Origin of the sequence: Cyclobacterium sp., assembly GCF_014762705.1 — a bacterium.
In the GTDB taxonomy this organism is placed as follows: Bacteria; Bacteroidota; Bacteroidia; order Cytophagales; family Cyclobacteriaceae; genus Cyclobacterium.
Map to the genome: position 1 here is coordinate 1 of NZ_JABURL010000045.1, position 16,596 is coordinate 16,596.

General features: G+C 46.2%; 11 protein-coding genes and 1 riboswitch. Of the genes, 10 read left to right on the top strand and 1 reads right to left on the bottom strand.

Translation table 11 applies throughout. The annotated features are described in order from the left end of the window. Window positions 1-218: 218 nt before the first annotated feature. A complete protein-coding gene (gene aceK / locus HUJ21_RS07880; protein ID WP_291368525.1) occupies window positions 219-1,946 on the bottom strand; it encodes a bifunctional isocitrate dehydrogenase kinase/phosphatase in 1,728 nt (575 codons plus the stop codon). 221 nt (window positions 1,947-2,167) lie between these two features. On the opposite strand from aceK, the gene HUJ21_RS07885 reads away from it, so the two are divergent. From HUJ21_RS07885 to HUJ21_RS07930, 10 genes are all read left to right on the top strand, one after another. After that, a complete protein-coding gene (locus tag HUJ21_RS07885; protein WP_291368528.1) occupies window positions 2,168-2,803 on the top strand; it encodes a CoA pyrophosphatase in 636 nt (211 codons plus the stop codon). Window positions 2,804-2,853: 50 nt separating this feature from the next. Then, on the top strand, window positions 2,854-4,053 hold the full coding sequence (locus HUJ21_RS07890; RefSeq protein ID WP_291368541.1) for a DUF819 family protein: 1,200 nt from the start codon (window positions 2,854-2,856) through the stop codon (window positions 4,051-4,053). Between the two features lie 12 nt (window positions 4,054-4,065). Next, window positions 4,066-4,308 (top strand): (2Fe-2S) ferredoxin domain-containing protein, encoded by a 243-nt coding sequence (locus HUJ21_RS07895; RefSeq protein ID WP_291368530.1) that lies wholly within the window; start codon window positions 4,066-4,068, stop codon window positions 4,306-4,308. Between the two features lie 180 nt (window positions 4,309-4,488). Next, window positions 4,489-8,442, top strand: coding sequence for a PAS domain S-box protein (locus HUJ21_RS07900; RefSeq protein ID WP_291368532.1), 3,954 nt, complete (start codon window positions 4,489-4,491; stop codon window positions 8,440-8,442). 1,185 nt (window positions 8,443-9,627) lie between these two features. Next, window positions 9,628-10,920, top strand: a complete 1,293-nt coding sequence (locus HUJ21_RS07905; RefSeq protein ID WP_291368533.1) for a hypothetical protein — start codon at window positions 9,628-9,630, stop codon at window positions 10,918-10,920. Between the two features lie 103 nt (window positions 10,921-11,023). Further along, a riboswitch (SAM riboswitch) is annotated at window positions 11,024-11,125 on the top strand. Between the two features lie 77 nt (window positions 11,126-11,202). Continuing rightward, window positions 11,203-12,246 (top strand): homocysteine S-methyltransferase family protein, encoded by a 1,044-nt coding sequence (locus HUJ21_RS07910; RefSeq protein WP_291368535.1) that lies wholly within the window; start codon window positions 11,203-11,205, stop codon window positions 12,244-12,246. Between the two features lie 4 nt (window positions 12,247-12,250). Beyond that, on the top strand, window positions 12,251-14,965 hold the full coding sequence (gene metH, locus HUJ21_RS07915) for a methionine synthase (protein WP_291368543.1): 2,715 nt from the start codon (window positions 12,251-12,253) through the stop codon (window positions 14,963-14,965). Between the two features lie 30 nt (window positions 14,966-14,995). Then, window positions 14,996-15,949 carry a methylenetetrahydrofolate reductase [NAD(P)H] gene (gene metF / locus HUJ21_RS07920; RefSeq protein ID WP_291368537.1) on the top strand — a complete coding sequence of 318 codons (954 nt, stop codon included), beginning with the start codon at window positions 14,996-14,998 and terminating at the stop codon, window positions 15,947-15,949. Window positions 15,950-15,979: 30 nt separating this feature from the next. After that, on the top strand, window positions 15,980-16,447 hold the full coding sequence (locus HUJ21_RS07925; protein ID WP_291368539.1) for a hypothetical protein: 468 nt from the start codon (window positions 15,980-15,982) through the stop codon (window positions 16,445-16,447). A gap of 68 nt (window positions 16,448-16,515) precedes the next feature. Continuing rightward, window positions 16,516-16,596: hypothetical protein (locus HUJ21_RS07930; protein WP_291368545.1), on the top strand; the 81-nt coding region annotated here is incomplete at its 3' end.

A 16,596-nucleotide genomic window follows, 5' to 3' on the forward strand; every position in this document is an offset into this window, starting at 1 on the left:
AATCTATAAAACTATGTGTTCTATATGCACTATGTGGTAAAATCTAATTGCCTTAAATATATACCATCGTCATCCCAATTTCTGCATTTTTCAAAATGTTAGGTCTACCGATGGCGCAATTAAAAATATTTTTTGAAAGTATAACTCCTGAAGAAATTCTATAGAAAAGAACACCTGTAAATTAAATACGGAAAGAGGGTTGGGCCAGACACCGGGAATCAGATTTTTTCTTCCGGCCGGAACCGCATGCTTTCCGGGTAGGGAAAAGCGTGGATCAGTTCCCCTTTTTTGATTGCAGCCTGTATCTCTTTCCAGTATCCGGGATCAAACAGCTGTGGGTTGGATTGGATAAAATAATCCCTGACATCGGCCCTGCCTATCATAAAACGCTTGAAGTCCTCGGGGAAAACGTCGTTTGCCTTTATTTCATACCAGGGTTCGGAAGCATATATCTGCTCATAGCTTTCGGGTTTTGGTTTGGCCCTGAAATTCATGTTTTCCAAAAATTCGATTTCATCGTAGTCATAAAAGATGACCCTGTTCTGCCGGGTGACCCCAAAATTTTTGATCATCATGTCACCAGGGAAAATATTGGCCTGGGCCATTTGGAGGATGGCATTGGCATAATCGTCTACCACATGTCTGGCGGCTTCCAGGCTGCAGTCCTCCAGATAGATATTCATGGGCTGCAAACGTCTTTCAATATACAGGTGGCGGATGACCAGGGTATCCCCATCAATTTCCAGTAGGGAGTTGACGGTATTTTTCAATTCCTTCATCAATTCCGGAGCAATCCGGTTTAGTGGCAATCTAAAGTTTTCAAATTCATGGGTATCGGCCATTCTCCCCACCCTGTCATGCAGACCCACCAGTTTGTATTTTTCCTTGACCTGCTGCCGGGTCATGTTTTTGGGCGGTTCAAAATGGTCTTTGATCAATTTAAAGACAATATTATAAGAGGGCAGGGTGAAGACTGTCATGACCATGCCCTTGATGCCACTGGCCTCCACAAAATCATCCTGGCTTTCCCTCAGGTGTTTGGTGAAATCCCTGTAAAAGGCAGTTTTCCCATGCTTGTTGAATCCTATGGCATTATAAATTTCATAGGGCCGCTTGTGTTGTATGACCGAATTCAGGAAAAGAACGGTTTGTGCCGGTGTCTGGATGCGCGCCATAAAATAGGAGCGGGTATAACTGAAAATACCACTCATGATATTGGGGTCAAAGATCAGGGTATCGGCAAATACGCCCTTGGCATTGTGTACAAAGGGAATGATAAAGGGCATCCACTTTTGGCCTATAAAAGTTCTGCCAATCAGGTAGGCGGCTTTATTGCGGTAAAAAATATCCCGCAATACTTGGGTGGTGGTTTCAGAAGTGGCCTTATAACGGCTCAGAATCACCTTTTGTGCCCCGCTGACCAGGTTGTGAATGTCTGTTTCTTTTTGGTAATAAGCAGTGCCGAAATCAAAATCAGCCAGTATTTTTCTGAATATATCTTCGAGTTTACCTGTTCCGGGATAATTGTAAAACAGGCTGGAATCCATCTCCCGGGGAATTTCTTCAAATGGAGCTTCCACAAACATCAGCGCATCGTCAATGATATTGCCGGGGTAGGTTTTTCTAAAAACCGAATTGAAAAAAGTAGCAGCCAACTCTTTGTCTGCCTTGTTCCTGATCAGTTCCAGATAGCTGGATTTCAAAACCACCCATGTTTCTTTTTGGGAAACCTTTTGCCCAAGCTGTTCTTTGCACATCCGGATAATGTCTTTTAGCAGGTCTTTGTAAAGCCGAAGTCTTTTGCGGTGGTTGTCCTGCAGGGTTTTCCAATCGCATTGGACAAAATTTGCCGGGATTTCCTGGGTAAGCCGGTTAAATTCTGAAATGTAGGTTTCATATCCTTTGAGAATGGTGTTGACGGTGAGTGAGGAAATGCTATCGGGCATAAAAGCGGAACTTATTTGTTAAATGGTCATTCGACAGGGATATTACTGTTTTATTTTTTTCCGGCAAAATTATTAACCTTTGGATTTGTAGAATTATTGTTTAAATTTCGAGCGAGTTTATTCATTTATTTGAATACAACCCAATAGGTTTAATAGGTTTGATAAATAAAAAAGGCCTGAATATTATTCAGGCCTTTTTTTCGCACTGTTAAAAGATGCCCATGGAATTTATTGAGTTGATAAAAGTGCTTGAGAGAGGTTTAAGGCAGCCTTTACCGGGAAGGCTGGGGCAGGCCCATATGGCACCGGTGCCTTTGGAAAAAGAGCGTTTTGACCAAAATCGCCTGGCAACAGCCAGAAAGGGAGCAGTGTTGTTGTTGTTTTGTCCCGGTCCGGAAGGAATCAGCATACCTTTTATAAAAAGGGCCGTTTACGAGGGGGTCCATAGTGGTCAGATTGCCCTGCCCGGCGGGAAAATGGATGCCGGTGACCATGACCTCAGCTATACGGCGCTCAGGGAGACAGAAGAGGAAATAGGGGTAGACCGAAAATCGATCACCTTATTAGGCAACCTTTCAGATTTATATATTCCACCCAGTAATTTTTCTGTCCGGCCCTTCGTGGGCTATGCCAGCCAAAGGCCCTCATTCAAAATCGACCCCAGGGAGGTAGACCGGTTGGTCACCTGTAATTTTGAAACCCTGCTCAACAGGGAAATGCAAAAAGAAAAACTTGTATTTACCAGCAAAGGCACTACCATCAAAGCTCCTTATTATGAAATCAACAAGGAAGTGGTCTGGGGAGCCACGGCAATGATATTGAGTGAATTTTTGACGCTTTGGAAAAAGATCAGCTAGTTTTGGAAAATGTATGGATAAGTAATGATGCGGTGGTTTTTGGCCTTATTATGGGCCTTTTGGCATTGGTTTTTTATACCTCTGCCAGTGATCATCCCTTTTTCAGGGCCATTTACCGCTTTGTTCCGGTAGTTTTGCTTTGTTATTTCTTACCCGCCTTATTCAATACTTTCGGTCTGATATCCGGTGCAGATTCTCAACTGTATTTTATTGCTTCCAGGTATTTGCTGCCCACTTCTTTGGTGCTACTTACCTTGAGCATAGACCTGAAAAGTGTCTTAAAACTGGGTCCCAAAGCCCTGATCATGTTTTTGACGGGGACTTTCGGGATCATTTTCGGCGGTCCGGTGGCCCTTTACCTGGTATCACTTCTTTATCCCGAAGTATTGGGGGGAATAGGTGCAGATGAAACCTGGCGCGGACTGGCCACCATTGCAGGCAGCTGGATCGGCGGGAGCGCCAATCAGACAGCCATGCTGGAAGTTTTTGGAGCCAGCCCGGTCCTTTTCAGCCAGATGATTGCCGTGGATGTGATAGTGGCCAATTTATGGATGGCTTTTTTACTCTACTGGGCCGCCAAACCTGCCCTGTTGGACAAGTTGTTGAAAGCGGATACCTCGGCCATTTCAGCCTTGAAAGAGAAGGTAGAAAAATACCAGCTGAGTATAATGAAAATTCCCAGCCTTGCTGACACCATGACCATTTTGGGCCTGGGTTTTTTAGTTACCGGGATCGCTCATTTTTTGGGTGAGATCCTGGCCGTGCATATTGGAGAGCATTATCCCGCCCTGAAAACTTATTCATTGGACTCCTCCTTTTTCTGGCTGGTCATTCTGGCCACCACGGGAGGCTTACTGCTTTCTTTTACCCGGGCCAGAAAACTTGAAGGCGTGGGTGCATCCCGGATGGGCAGTGTTTTATTGTATGTGCTGGTAGCTACCATTGGCATGCAGATGGACCTGAGAGCCGTTTTGGACAACCCGGTTTTCTTTTTAGTTGGTTTTGTTTGGATGATTTTCCATATTTCATTTATGCTCTTGGTTGCTTTTGTGATCCGGGCTCCTTTTTTTTATGTGGCCATTGGCTCCCAGGCCAATGTAGGAGGAGCGGCCTCGGCACCCATTGTGGCTTCCGCTTTTCACCCTGCCCTCGCACCTGTAGGGGTGTTGCTGGCAGTCCTGGGTTACGGTCTTGGGACCTATGGAGCATACATTTGCGGTATTTTGCTGCAGTTGGCTTTTGGTAATTAAAGGTTTTAGGTAATGAAAAAGCGGAGAAAGTTTATTTTTGTCTGTTCGGGGTCCGATTGTAAAAGCAATGGGGCCAAGAATTTTGCCGGGAAAATCAAGCAAATCCTGCATGAGGGGGAATTCAGGGGAAAGTTTAAAATGGTGAAGACCAAATGCATGGATTGCTGCAAATCAGGACCGGTGGCGGTAGTAAACAACCAACTCATCAAAAAAGCGGATCTGGACCAGTTGATTTCTGAGCTTAAAGAGGATTGACTGCTCCTGATTTTTGAGGCCATTAATTCCTGTTATTCAGGGAGATTTGATATTATTAGGACAAATTAATGATAGAATTGATTTTTGTTATTAACTTAAGGCCTTAATTACATCAGGCATATGCCACTGCCATACAGTCCAGACTTTGGCAGGAACAATAATTGATTATTTATTTTTAAAATGAACAAAGAGTTCGAACAAATTCTATTTCAAGGACCCAAAAAGGGACATGAATTGCTTTTGATTTTTAATAAAGATCAGGTCATTTTTTCAGAGGGAGATTGGCGTCTTTTTCATAAAAAAAAAGATGGAGTTTGGGAGAATTACCTGAAAGAATTTGACAAGCTGGTTCAGGATATTCAGCGTTATTTTGAAAACGATCGTCAGGAAATTTTTCATATTGAGTACCAACACGAGGGGAAAGTACAATTATTGTTAAAAATAGAAGGAAGCATCCTTGACGATGGTACCAAGATTTGCCTGCTTACCGGTCATTTTACAACAGCAAATGGCGGACGAAAAAAATCTGATGCAGGAAATAATGAAGATCAGGATCTGGCTTTTGAAGAAGACGCTGCCAGTTTGCTAAACCGCAAGGTGGAATTTGAACGGATGATCAATTGGGTTTCTACCCATTTTTTAAATGCCTCCGATGAGGAATGGGACCAGGTATTTCTCAAGGCCCTGTCCATGATCGCCCACGCCCAACATGCGGAAAGGGCAAATTTCTTTCTCGTCCAAAAGGAAATTAAATTATTGGAATGCGTATTTGAATGGGAAAAAGATCCCAGTCCGGGAATAGAGAAAGTAGAGCATTCCATTTCATTCGAAGGGCAGGAAAATTTCCTGGATGGATTGGCCCATACCGGCTTCAGAGCGGTAGGAGACCTGCAGCAAATCACGGAATTGCATCCATTTGAAGCCTTGATCGCTGAAAAACATGGTGTAAGGTCATTCATTTTGGTGCCCATTTTTGCCCAAAACAAATTATTGGGAATATATACCCTGAGCAGCACCTTGCCCCAGAAGGAGTGGAAACAGGCACACCGTGATGAATATGTCCTCAAGCAACTGGGAGATGTGTTGGGAGCTGCCTATATCAATCGCTCCACCAAAGCAGAACTTTTCCGAAATGAAAAATTACTGAGCTCGACAGAAATTCTGGCCAAATCCGGATCCTGGCGTTTCAATCATTCGGACCGAAGGATTTATTTCTCTAAAGGGATCACCCGGATTTTTCAGCTGGATACCGGCATAGATGCAATGAGTATTCGCAATTTCCTCAACCTGATCCGCTCAGAAGACAGGGATAAGGTTAAATCACAGATTCAGCTGGCCATAAGGAAGAGGAAGTCGGTTTCCGGAGAATTCATTTTCACCAACCCCAACGGTAAAGAGAAATACATTGCCTATGGGGTACAGGTCAATCAATTGACTCCCCAGGGAAACCTGGAGGTTTTTGGGTTTTGCAATGACATTACGGAAAAGAAAACAGTAGAGCGCAAACTGTTATTCGAATCCCAGATACTGGCGCAGGTAAATGAGCCTATTTATGTCACTGATTTGAATCTGAATGTCGTCTATATGAATCAGGAGGCAATTTTTGAGGGTAATCCCAAACAAAATGGACAGGGAAAGATCAGTGACTTTTTTCAAATTATCAGTGCCGCATCCAACACTTTTGAGGGGCTGGCACAGCAGGCCATTGAGGCAAATATTTGGTTGGAGGAGGTGCAGCTTTTGGATAACTCCGGACAGGTACAACCCTATGAAATTTCTGTAAAGCCCATCCAAAACAGCGAAATAGAAAAAATCGGGTATTCTTTTCTGGTCAGAAACCTGACCTCCAAGATACAGCGTGAGGAAATGGCCAAAAAGGCCAAAATGATCATCGAGAATAGCCCGGCAGTACTCTTTGAAGTAGAACCCAATCAGGGCTTTAAATTGTGTTACATCACAGAAAACATCAACCAGTTTGGATACAAGGCGGACAAGCTGATCCGGCAGGCGGCCAGCCTGATGGATATCATCCACCCCGAAGACCTTGGTATTTTCGAAAAGGAATTGGTCCGGCCGGAAAAAACACAGTACAGCAGGGAGTATAGACTGATTTCAGCAGAGGGAACCTACAGGTGGGTGGAAGATAAGATCCGTCCCGTTTTTGACCAGGATGGCCATGTGGTCCTGTACGAGGGGCTTTTGCAGGATGTGACGGAAAGGAAAAATGACAGGCTGGAAATAGAAAAAATTAAAAATCGCTACCGGGTGCTGGCTTCCAATATTCCCCTTACCAATGTTTTTCTGATAGACAAAAACCTGAAATACCTGGTAGCCGAAGGGTCCAATTTCAGGTATTGGGGATTGGACAAGGAATATTTTGAAGGCAAAACCATTGAAGAAGTGCATACGACCACCCTGGAAGAGGTGGCTCCCCTGATGCATGAAGCCCTGGATAAAAAAAATACGGTCACCAAAATCCTGCCTTATATGAACAGGATTTACGATTTGACCGCCAAACCAATTTTCAATGGAGATCAATTGGAATATTATTTGGGAATTGTCCGGGACATATCCGAAGAATACAAAGCCAAAAAAGAACTAAAAAGAAGTGAAATCAAATACCGCAACCTGGTTGAGGAATCAACGGAAATCATTTTCTCCATCACTGCTCAGATGGAATTGAGCTATGTTTCCCCCAATGTCAAGCAGTTCCTTGGCTATGAAACCTTTGAGTTTACCAGTGGGGATTTTACCGATTTTTTGCATCCCGAAGATGCCCAGGTTTTCCTGGATGGTGAAATCAGCCCTATCAGGTATTTTCAGGACAACCCGGAGTTTGAATTTCGTTTGCGCCATAAAAAAGGGCATTACAGGGTGTTCAGCTCAAGTGGCAAGGTAATCAAGGATGAAAAAGGGGAGGTGCGGTATTATACCGGTATTGCCAGAGACATCACCAAGCTGAAAGAAACCCAAAAGGAGCTGTTCAAAGCCAAAGAAAAAGCGGAATTTGCCCTGAATGCCAAGAGTCAGTTTTTGTCTGTGATGAGCCATGAGATCCGCACGCCCATGAATGCCGTGATCGGGCTCTCCCACTTGCTGCTGGAAGATAACCCCAGGGAAGACCAGTTGGAAAACCTGCGTACCCTGCAGTTTTCTGCAGAAAATCTGCTTGGGCTCATCAATGATATATTGGATTTCAACAAGATAGATTCCGGAAAACTGATTCTGGAAAAAGTGCCTTTTGAACCCAAAAACCTGATCAACAGAATCATTCATTCTTATGCCTATCAGCTCAGGGACAAATCCCTGGAAATCATTTATGAGCCCGACTTTGGCCTGCCCAAATTATTGATAGGAGACCCTGTGCGCATTGCTCAGATCCTCAATAACCTGATCAGTAATGCCATCAAATTTACCGACCAGGGCTACATAAAGATTTCCCTTGATTTGATCAGTCAAAAAGAAAACCGGGTTAAGGTCAGGTTTACCGTCAAGGATACAGGCATTGGTATTGCCACCAGCAAGATCAAATCCATCTTCGATGCCTTTACCCAAGCCAGTTCGGATACCACCAGAAAATACGGAGGTACAGGTCTGGGCCTGGCCATCGTCAAAAAACTGACAAAGCTTTTTGGTACAGACATACACCTGGAATCCAAACTGGGGGTGGGCTCCACTTTTTGGTTTGAAGTGGATTTTGAAAAGCAGGATGAACTTCCTGAATTGAGTGCAAAGGATGTGATCGAATGGAACGGCAAGCTGGGAGATAAGAAAATCCTGGTGGCAGAAGACAATCAGGTCAACCAGGTATTGCTCAAAAAATTCCTTTCCAAATGGGGAGTAGGGGAAATCGTGTTTGCTGCCAATGGGAAAATTGCCCTGGATCATTTTTTTAAAAATGATTTTGATCTGGTGCTACTGGATCTTCAAATGCCGGAAATGGATGGTTTTGAAGTCGCCAGAATCATCCGTAAACTGGACTTGCTTTCCAAACGAAACGTGCCGATCATTGCCTTGACGGCCTCCTCTCTACTGGAAGTGAAGGAGCAGCTCGAAGCTTCTGGAATGGATGATTATATTTCCAAGCCCTTTACCCCCGAAAACCTGTACGGAAAAATCATCAAGTACCTTTGATTTTCCGGAAAAAAAGATCCACCACAGATTTCCACGGATTCCCACAGATTTTTTTTGAAGCTGGAATGGGAGGCCTGCAGTTGGTGGCATAAATTTCATCCGGCTTATGGAAAAGTACAAAAAAAATGTAAATAAAAAATCCATCGGGCCCAAATCCCCCTTAAAAAGGGGGTAGAGCCTGTCCCGACCAGAGTCGGGAGGGATTTTTTCGTACCCGTCCGGGGATTACAAATCCCCTTTTATCTGGACCACGGAATTACAAATTCCGCGGAGCGTTCTGTTAGTGCTGTTCGACATTTGCAATATAGATAACCAGGATTTGCAATCCTGATTACGCGCACAACAACCCACCACAAACCGCAGTGCCATAGGCACGACTCATATAATAACCGTGGGTTTCAACCATAAGCTGAGGATTGTCCGAAAGTCCCGTAGGGACGGCCGATACTTGACGGGGATGTTCAAATGGTCCCCTGACTCCGGTCAGGGCAGGCTGTACCTACGGCGCTTTAGCTCCGGGGATTGGCCCGAAACCATGGGCTGAACCCCATATCGTCCGCTCCTACCGGAGCTTTTAGCAGCCGGGACCGCATGAAGAACAAAAAAAATCACCACAGATGGGCACAGTTTTTTTTAGTGGGATGCAATGGGTTGTCCATTCCATTGGAACAGCAAATCGGATAACTAAACAAAAAGCCATCACCACACAAATCCCCCTTAAAAAGGGGGCTGGGGGATTTTTACGTACACTTTCGGGGATTACAAATCCCCTTTTATCTGGACCACGGAATTACAAATTCCGCAGAGCGGTTCTGTTAGTGCTGTTCGACATTTGCAATATAGATAACCAGGATTTGTACTCCTGATTACGTGCACATCAAAGCCACCACAAACCCAAGTGCCGTAGGCACGGCCGATTTCCATCCGGTGCTGACCCACCCCAAATCAATTAACCAGTTAACCAAATAAACAATCCTTCTACCATCAAACCATCCCATCCTCACATCACCACATCCTCACATCACCACATCCTCACATCATCGCATCCTCACATCACCATAGGTCAGCCCGATCTTTTTTTCCCGCTTCAAAAAAACAGCTCCTGCCTAAATAATAATGCAATTTTCCACTTAAAATTCTACCTTTGCAACTTTGCGGTGCACTATGGTGAAATGGACGACATGTTTGATTATTTGCATTTTAGGTCTTGCTGACCTTCAGGCCCAACAGACCCGGCCTTCCGAGCGATCTACCTTGTATTTTATAATGGGTACTTCAGGATCCAATATCCGGGAATTGAATGAGATGCTTGCCCAAAAGGGTATTTCCAACCTTCGGGGTGGTTACAATACCATGGGGTTGGGCTACCAGTACCGGCTGAGCGACTTTATCCTGGGATTCGAACTCCTGCAAAACAACGGATCCAAATCCTATTTCAGGGATTATACCCTGGACCACCGCACCAGCAGGTTTTACATGAATATTGGCTATTCACTGACCGAAGAAGGTAAATTTCACCTGGTACACTACATGTCACTGGGGGCGGGGTACCTTAATTTTCAAATGCTCCGGGACCAACGCAATGTCTCTGACCTGGGCGCCTTCCTGGACCAACCCGAGCAAGGATTCCTCATCCGCAAACATGATATACAAAAAGGAACCCATCATTTCGGCGGTTTTCTGACAGAAATCGGATTTCAATTCGGCTACGACCTGCCACTTCCCGGTTTGGAAGAGAACCTTAGCCTTCTGGGTAAATTCGGCTATTCCTTCAGCCCTTTTGAAGGGGCATGGAACATGAATGACATCACCTTCGACAACCTGCAGAGCGGGGCCTTTTTTCGACTGGGAGCAGGGGTTTCCCTTTCCGATCAAAAACTCTTTTTTCCAGATGCCGGTATCGGGGTTCATTTTTTATATGGTCAAACATTCAAAAATCCGAAACGCCTGAATGCAGCCCTGACAGAAAACGGCATGCAACCTTTCAAAGATACCCCTGGAAACCTGGGAATGAAGATCCTTGGAGAAAACCGGGGTCGATTGTATGGAGTAGATGTTTTCAATATTTCCAATTCCGGAAGGGCAAACGAAAACTACCAGCAGAGCCTCAACAGTTTGCGTGTTTATGGAAATTATGGGGTTCAACTGTATAAACGAAGAAATCTGGAACTGGGTGTTTTAGCGGGACTGGGAATCGGAAGTCTCCGCTACAGTCTGGAAAAGACTGGAAAACCAAATTTCCCCCTCTTGTTTGAGGAACCCGATCATGACGGGTACCTCCGCAAACGGGGTTTGATGAGCAAAAGTGAAATGATCATGTCCTACGCCATGCCGGTATTCAAAAACCTATTCAGAATTGTTTATTCTGCACATGCAGGATACGAAGTGCCCCTGAGCAGGTACCGTCTGGGAGAGATCACCATGGCCAACTACCTGTCAGGACCTTATGTTCAATTTGGCCTGGGGCTGAGACCCTAGCAGGGAGCTAAGCCTGGTCGTCCGGACAAAACCCCACTTCTTAAATGGTAAATTTTTTGGTCAAAAGGGATTTTTTCTCCTGAAATCCTGTTACTTTTGTGATTGCTTATCGAGAAAGACGGAGGGTAGGGCCCTATGATGTCTTAGCAACCTGATGTGACAAGGTGCTAATTCCCGTTCCGGAAATGCCGGATAAAGATGAGCCGAATAAGTTAGACAAACTTTTCTAGTTTTATAACGGTTCATGCTCGGATAAGCTTTTTGAAAAATTGCAAAAAACAGATGCCAAACAGAACCGATTTATTGCTTCAGCAACTTCAAAAAAAGATTTTAATTTTGGATGGTGCCATGGGTACCATGATCCAAAGGTACGCCTTGAAGGAGGATGACTTCAGAAATGAAGCGCTTTACGGGGTTAAAAAATCCCTTAAGGGCAACAATGATCTCCTTTCCCTTACACGTCCGGAAATCATCCGGGAAATCCATAAAGCCTATTTTGATGCCGGTGCCGATATCGTCGAAACCAATACTTTCAGCAGCACCTCCATTGCACAGGAGGATTATGGCTTGTCTGATCTGGCCTACCAGCTTAATGTGGAATCGGCCAGACTGGCCAGGGAAGTAGCCGACGAGTGCTCTGCCAAAAACCCACAGAAACCCCGATTTGTGGCCGGAGCCATCGGGCCTACCAACCGGACCGCTTCCATATCACCTGATGTAAACGACCCCGGATTCCGGGCCGTGACCTTTGACCAGCTGGTGGAAGCATATTCCGAACAGGTGGAGGGACTTTTGGATGGGGGAGTGGACATTCTTCTGGTGGAGACGGTCTTTGATACCCTGAATGCCAAAGCGGCCCTTTATGCCATTCAGGATGTCTTTGAAAAGCGGGGATTGCCGCTGGACCCCCATGAGGGAGGAATTCCCATCATGATTTCCGGTACCATTACTGATGCTTCCGGAAGGACCTTGTCGGGACAGACCACCGAAGCCTTTTTGATTTCCATCGCGCATGTGCCCCTGTTGAGTGTGGGCTTGAATTGTGCCCTTGGTGCCAGGGAACTCAGACCTTACCTGAAAGTACTGGCAGAAAATGCCCCCTTCTATGTTAGCGTTTACCCCAACGCTGGCCTGCCAAATGAATTTGGAAAATACGATCAGGGACCCGGAGAAATGAATGAACAGCTGGAAGAATTTCTGAAGGAAGGCTGGGTAAACATCCTGGGAGGCTGCTGTGGTACCACTCCGGAGCACATTGCCGCCATTTCCAATACGGCCTCCAAATACAGTCCCAGACAATTGAATGTCAAAACCCTTGAAAAATAAACCCATGACTTATACCAACAAGGTGCCTACATTGCAACTCTCAGGCCTGGAGCCTTTGGTTTTCAATGCGGCCATCAATTTTGTCAACATTGGAGAAAGAACCAATGTCACCGGATCCAAAAAGTTTGCCCGGTTGATATTGAACGGAAACTACGATGAAGCCATTGAGGTAGCCCTGGATCAGGTTCGTGGAGGTGCCCAGATCCTCGATGTTTGCATGGATGAAGCCATGCTCGACGGTGAGGCCGCCATGGTCAGGTTCCTCAACCTGATCGCTTCCGAACCTGAAATCAGCCGAATTCCGGTGATGATCGACAGTTCCAAATGGAAGATCATCCTGGCAGGCCTGAAATGTATTCAGGGCAAGGGGATCGTGAATTCCATCAGCCTGAAAAACGGGGAGGAAGAGTTTATTGCCCAGGCCAAAACCATCAAAAAATTTGGCGCTGCCGTGGTAGTCATGGCCTTTGACGAAAAAGGTCAGGCAGATACCTATGAAAGGCGCATACAGATCTGCAAAAGAAGCTATGATGTACTTACCCAAAAGGTAAAATTCAATCCCCAGGACATCATCTTTGATCCCAATATATTTCCCGTAGCCACGGGCATGGACGAGCACAGGTCCAATGCCATAGATTATTTCAGGGCCACCAAATGGATCAAAAATAACCTTCCCGGTGCCAAAGTCAGCGGAGGAGTAAGTAATGTTTCCTTTTCTTTCAGAGGCAACAACCCGGTCCGGGAGGCCATGCATGCCGTTTTTTTATACCATGCCATCAAAAACGGCATGGACATGGGGATCGTCAACCCCTCCATGCTGGAAGTCTATGACGACATTCCCAAAGACCTGCTTCAGCATGTGGAAGATGTAATCTGGAACCGCCGTGAGGATGCCACTGAGCGCTTGCTGGACTTTGCCGAAACGGTAAAATCTGCCGGCAAGAAGAGCAAAACGGACGAAGCATGGAGAAGCCAGCCTGTAGAGAAACGTATCCAGCATGCCCTGGTCAAAGGTATCCTGGACCATATTGTGGATGACACAGAGGAGGCCAGGTTGCACCTGGAAGATCCCCTGAAGGTCATAGAAGGACCCCTGATGGACGGAATGAATGTGGTGGGTGACCTCTTTGGAGAAGGTAAAATGTTTTTGCCCCAGGTGGTCAAAAGTGCACGGGTAATGAAAAAAGCCGTGGCCTACCTGGAGCCCTTTATGCCTTTGCCGGAGGAGAACGTCGACGGTGAGGATGCGGGAGAAGACAACATCAACCGGATCCTGCTCGCTACCGTCAAAGGGGATGTGCATGATATCGGTAAAAATATCGTGGGTGTGGTACTGGCCTGCAACAGCTATAAAATTATTGACCTGGGGGTAATGGTGGAGACCGAAAAAATCATTGAGGAAGCCCTGGCCAACAAGGTTGACATTATCGGTCTGAGCGGCCTGATCACCCCTTCGCTGGATGAGATGGTCAATGTGGCGTCTGAAATGGAAAGAAGGGGCTTGAAAATCCCACTTCTGATTGGCGGGGCCACCACTTCAAGGATCCATACGGCAGTCAAGATCGACCCGGTGTACAGCGGTACGGTGGTACATGTGGCGGATGCCTCCAAATCCGTACCCGTAGCGGGAGAAGCCATCAACAAGGAAACCCGGGAGAAATACAGAACCGACATGAAAGCCCTGTACAGCAAGCTGAGGGACGAACATGAAGCCAAACAACAGGTTAAACAGCTGGTAACCTATAAGGAAGCCAAGCTCAATCCTGTCGATATTGACTGGACGGGATACCAACCCGTACAGCCCAAAAAGACCGGCATTCAGGTACTGGACAAGCTGGATCTGGGCCTGATCCGGAAATACATCGATTGGACACCCTTTTTCAGCACCTGGATGCTGGCAGGCAAATTCCCCAAGATCCTGAAAGACCCGGTGGTGGGCAAGGAAGCCCTGAAGCTTTACAACGATGCCAACAACATGCTGGACCGGATAATCAATGAGCAATGGCTACAGGCCAAGGCAGTACTGGGCTTGTTTCCGGTCCACCGCTCCGGAGACGATTTGATTATTGATCCGGAATTCACCAAAGACAAACAATACGTTTTTCATTTCCTGCGGCAGCAGGGACGCAAGGGTAAAGGAGTGCCCAACAGAAGCCTGGTGGACTATATTCATCCCAAAGCCAGGGATTATTTCGGCGGATTTGCCGTTACCACAGGTTTGGGGATAGCCGAAAAACTGAAAGCTTTTCAGAAAGATGGAGACGATTACAACGATATCATGCTCAAGGCCATGGCCGACCGCCTCGCGGAAGCCGCTGCGGAATACCTGCACGAAAGGGTAAGAAAAGAGTTTTGGGCCTATGCCGCCGATGAATCCCTGGACAATGACGGCCTGATCCGGGAATCCTATGAAGGAATCCGGCCTGCCCCGGGATACCCGGCCTGCCCCGAGCACTCAGAAAAGCGCACCCTTTTTGATCTGCTGGAAGTGGAAAAAAATACAGGCATGAGCCTCACAGACAGCTTTGCCATGTATCCTACCTCTTCGGTAAGCGGCTATTATTTCGGGCACCCGGAAAGCAAATATTTTGGTCTGGGAAAAATCGGTGAAGACCAGGTGGAGGATTATGCCCGCCGCAAAGGGGTTTCCAAATCCCAGGCAGAACGCTGGCTTTCGCCCAACCTTTCCTATGCACCTCAATTGACCTATAACAGTTAGGGCAGCCACACTGCCCTTTAATTCATTGAAATGAAAGTTACGGAATACATACAGAATGCGGATAAAACGCTTTTTTCTTTCGAAATCCTACCCCCACTTAAGGGACAGAGCCTGAGCAACCTGCTGGAAGGAATAGCACCCCTGATGGAATTCAAACCTCCATTCATTGACGTGACCTATCACCGGGAAGAATACGTCTATAAAAAACATGCCAACGGCCTGCTGGAAAAGGTAAGCACCCGAAAAAGACCCGGAACCGTGGGGATCTGTGCGGCCATTATGAATCGCTTTAAGGTGGATGCAGTGCCCCATTTGCTCTGCGGCGGATTTTCCAGGGAAGAGACCGAAAATGCCCTGATAGACCTTTATTTTATAGGAGTGGAAAATGTGTTGGCCCTCCGTGGCGATGCACCCAAGACCGATGCCAATTTTATACCTCACCATGATGGCCACCGGTATGCCTCTGGCCTGGTGGAACAAATCATAGGCATGAATAAAGGGCGCTACCTGCATGATGAAACGGAGGTTGGCTTTCAAACGGATTTTTGTGTGGGCGTGGCCGGGTATCCCGAAAAGCATTTTGAAGCACCCAGCATGACCTATGACCTGAAAAAATTAAAGGCCAAAGTGGATGCCGGTGCTACCTATGTGGTCACCCAGATGTTTTTTGACAACCGCAAATATTTTGCCTTTGTGGAAAAAGTCCGGGAAATGGGCATCGATATTCCCATCATCCCGGGATTGAAACCCATTACTACGCTTTCACAGATCGTAAACCTGCCCAGGATCTTTTTCCTGGACCTGCCCGATGACTTGCTTACCGCCCTTGAAAAATGCAAAAGCAATGCCGATGTGAAGGAGGTAGGGATAGCCTGGGCCATACAGCAGAGCAAGGAATTGGTTGCCTATGGGGTGCCTACCCTGCACTATTACACCATGAGTCGGGCAGATGCGACCTACCGGGTAGCCAAAGAAGTTTTTTAAAATTGACATGTTGGAAATAAATAGCGCTAAGTGGACTACCGGGCAGTAAAATCCCAATTCAGGCAAACAGGGAAAATCACCCTTGAAGATTCCCGGGGACAGGTTTTTGAATGGCTTTCTCCGGGCAGGCACTCAACAGGGTCAACCGGCGTTTTTCTGATCCATGAACTCTACCAACTGCAGGCACTGGTGGGTAGTTTTTCTGAAGTGGCACTGGATATCGTGGAATTTTCACCCGACAAGGTGATTTTTCACAGTCCCCCGGCAATTGGCCCAAAGAATGGAATGAATTCCACAGGATTAATTAAATTTGCACTAATCAAATCACCATTCTGGCACAGGCTGTTGTTTGAACTCCGGGAAACGGTAGTTTTGCAATGGGTAGAAAATACCGAAGAAGCGCCCCATTCCGGGGAAGAGCCATTTCCACTCCAAGCCAAAGGATCAAAAGCCATGGAGCTGCATGCCGATGGGAAGGTGAAAATAATAAACTCATGAATCTGAAAAGTTCTTTAGATAAAGTACCTATTTTTCAGCAGGTAGGGGAAGTGGCAGACCAATTGGGCATGGAAACCTACCTGGTGGGCGGATATGTAAGGGATGTTTTATTGGAAAGGCCCAGCAAGGACATTGATTTTGTATGCATA

Excerpts from the sequence above, each read along its gene's own strand:
- HUJ21_RS07900 (WP_291368532.1), top strand. The coding sequence starts at position 4,489 with ATGAACAAAGAGTTCGAACAAATTCTATTTCAAGGACCCAAAAAGGGA.
- HUJ21_RS07910 (WP_291368535.1), top strand. The coding sequence starts at position 11,203 with ATGCCAAACAGAACCGATTTATTGCTTCAGCAACTTCAAAAAAAGATT.
- metF (WP_291368537.1), top strand. The coding sequence starts at position 14,996 with ATGAAAGTTACGGAATACATACAGAATGCGGATAAAACGCTTTTTTCT.
- aceK (WP_291368525.1), bottom strand. The coding sequence starts at position 1,946 with ATGCCCGATAGCATTTCCTCACTCACCGTCAACACCATTCTCAAAGGA.
- HUJ21_RS07895 (WP_291368530.1), top strand. The coding sequence starts at position 4,066 with ATGAAAAAGCGGAGAAAGTTTATTTTTGTCTGTTCGGGGTCCGATTGT.
- HUJ21_RS07885 (WP_291368528.1), top strand. The coding sequence starts at position 2,168 with ATGGAATTTATTGAGTTGATAAAAGTGCTTGAGAGAGGTTTAAGGCAG.
- HUJ21_RS07890 (WP_291368541.1), top strand. The coding sequence starts at position 2,854 with ATGGGCCTTTTGGCATTGGTTTTTTATACCTCTGCCAGTGATCATCCC.
- metH (WP_291368543.1), top strand. The coding sequence starts at position 12,251 with ATGACTTATACCAACAAGGTGCCTACATTGCAACTCTCAGGCCTGGAG.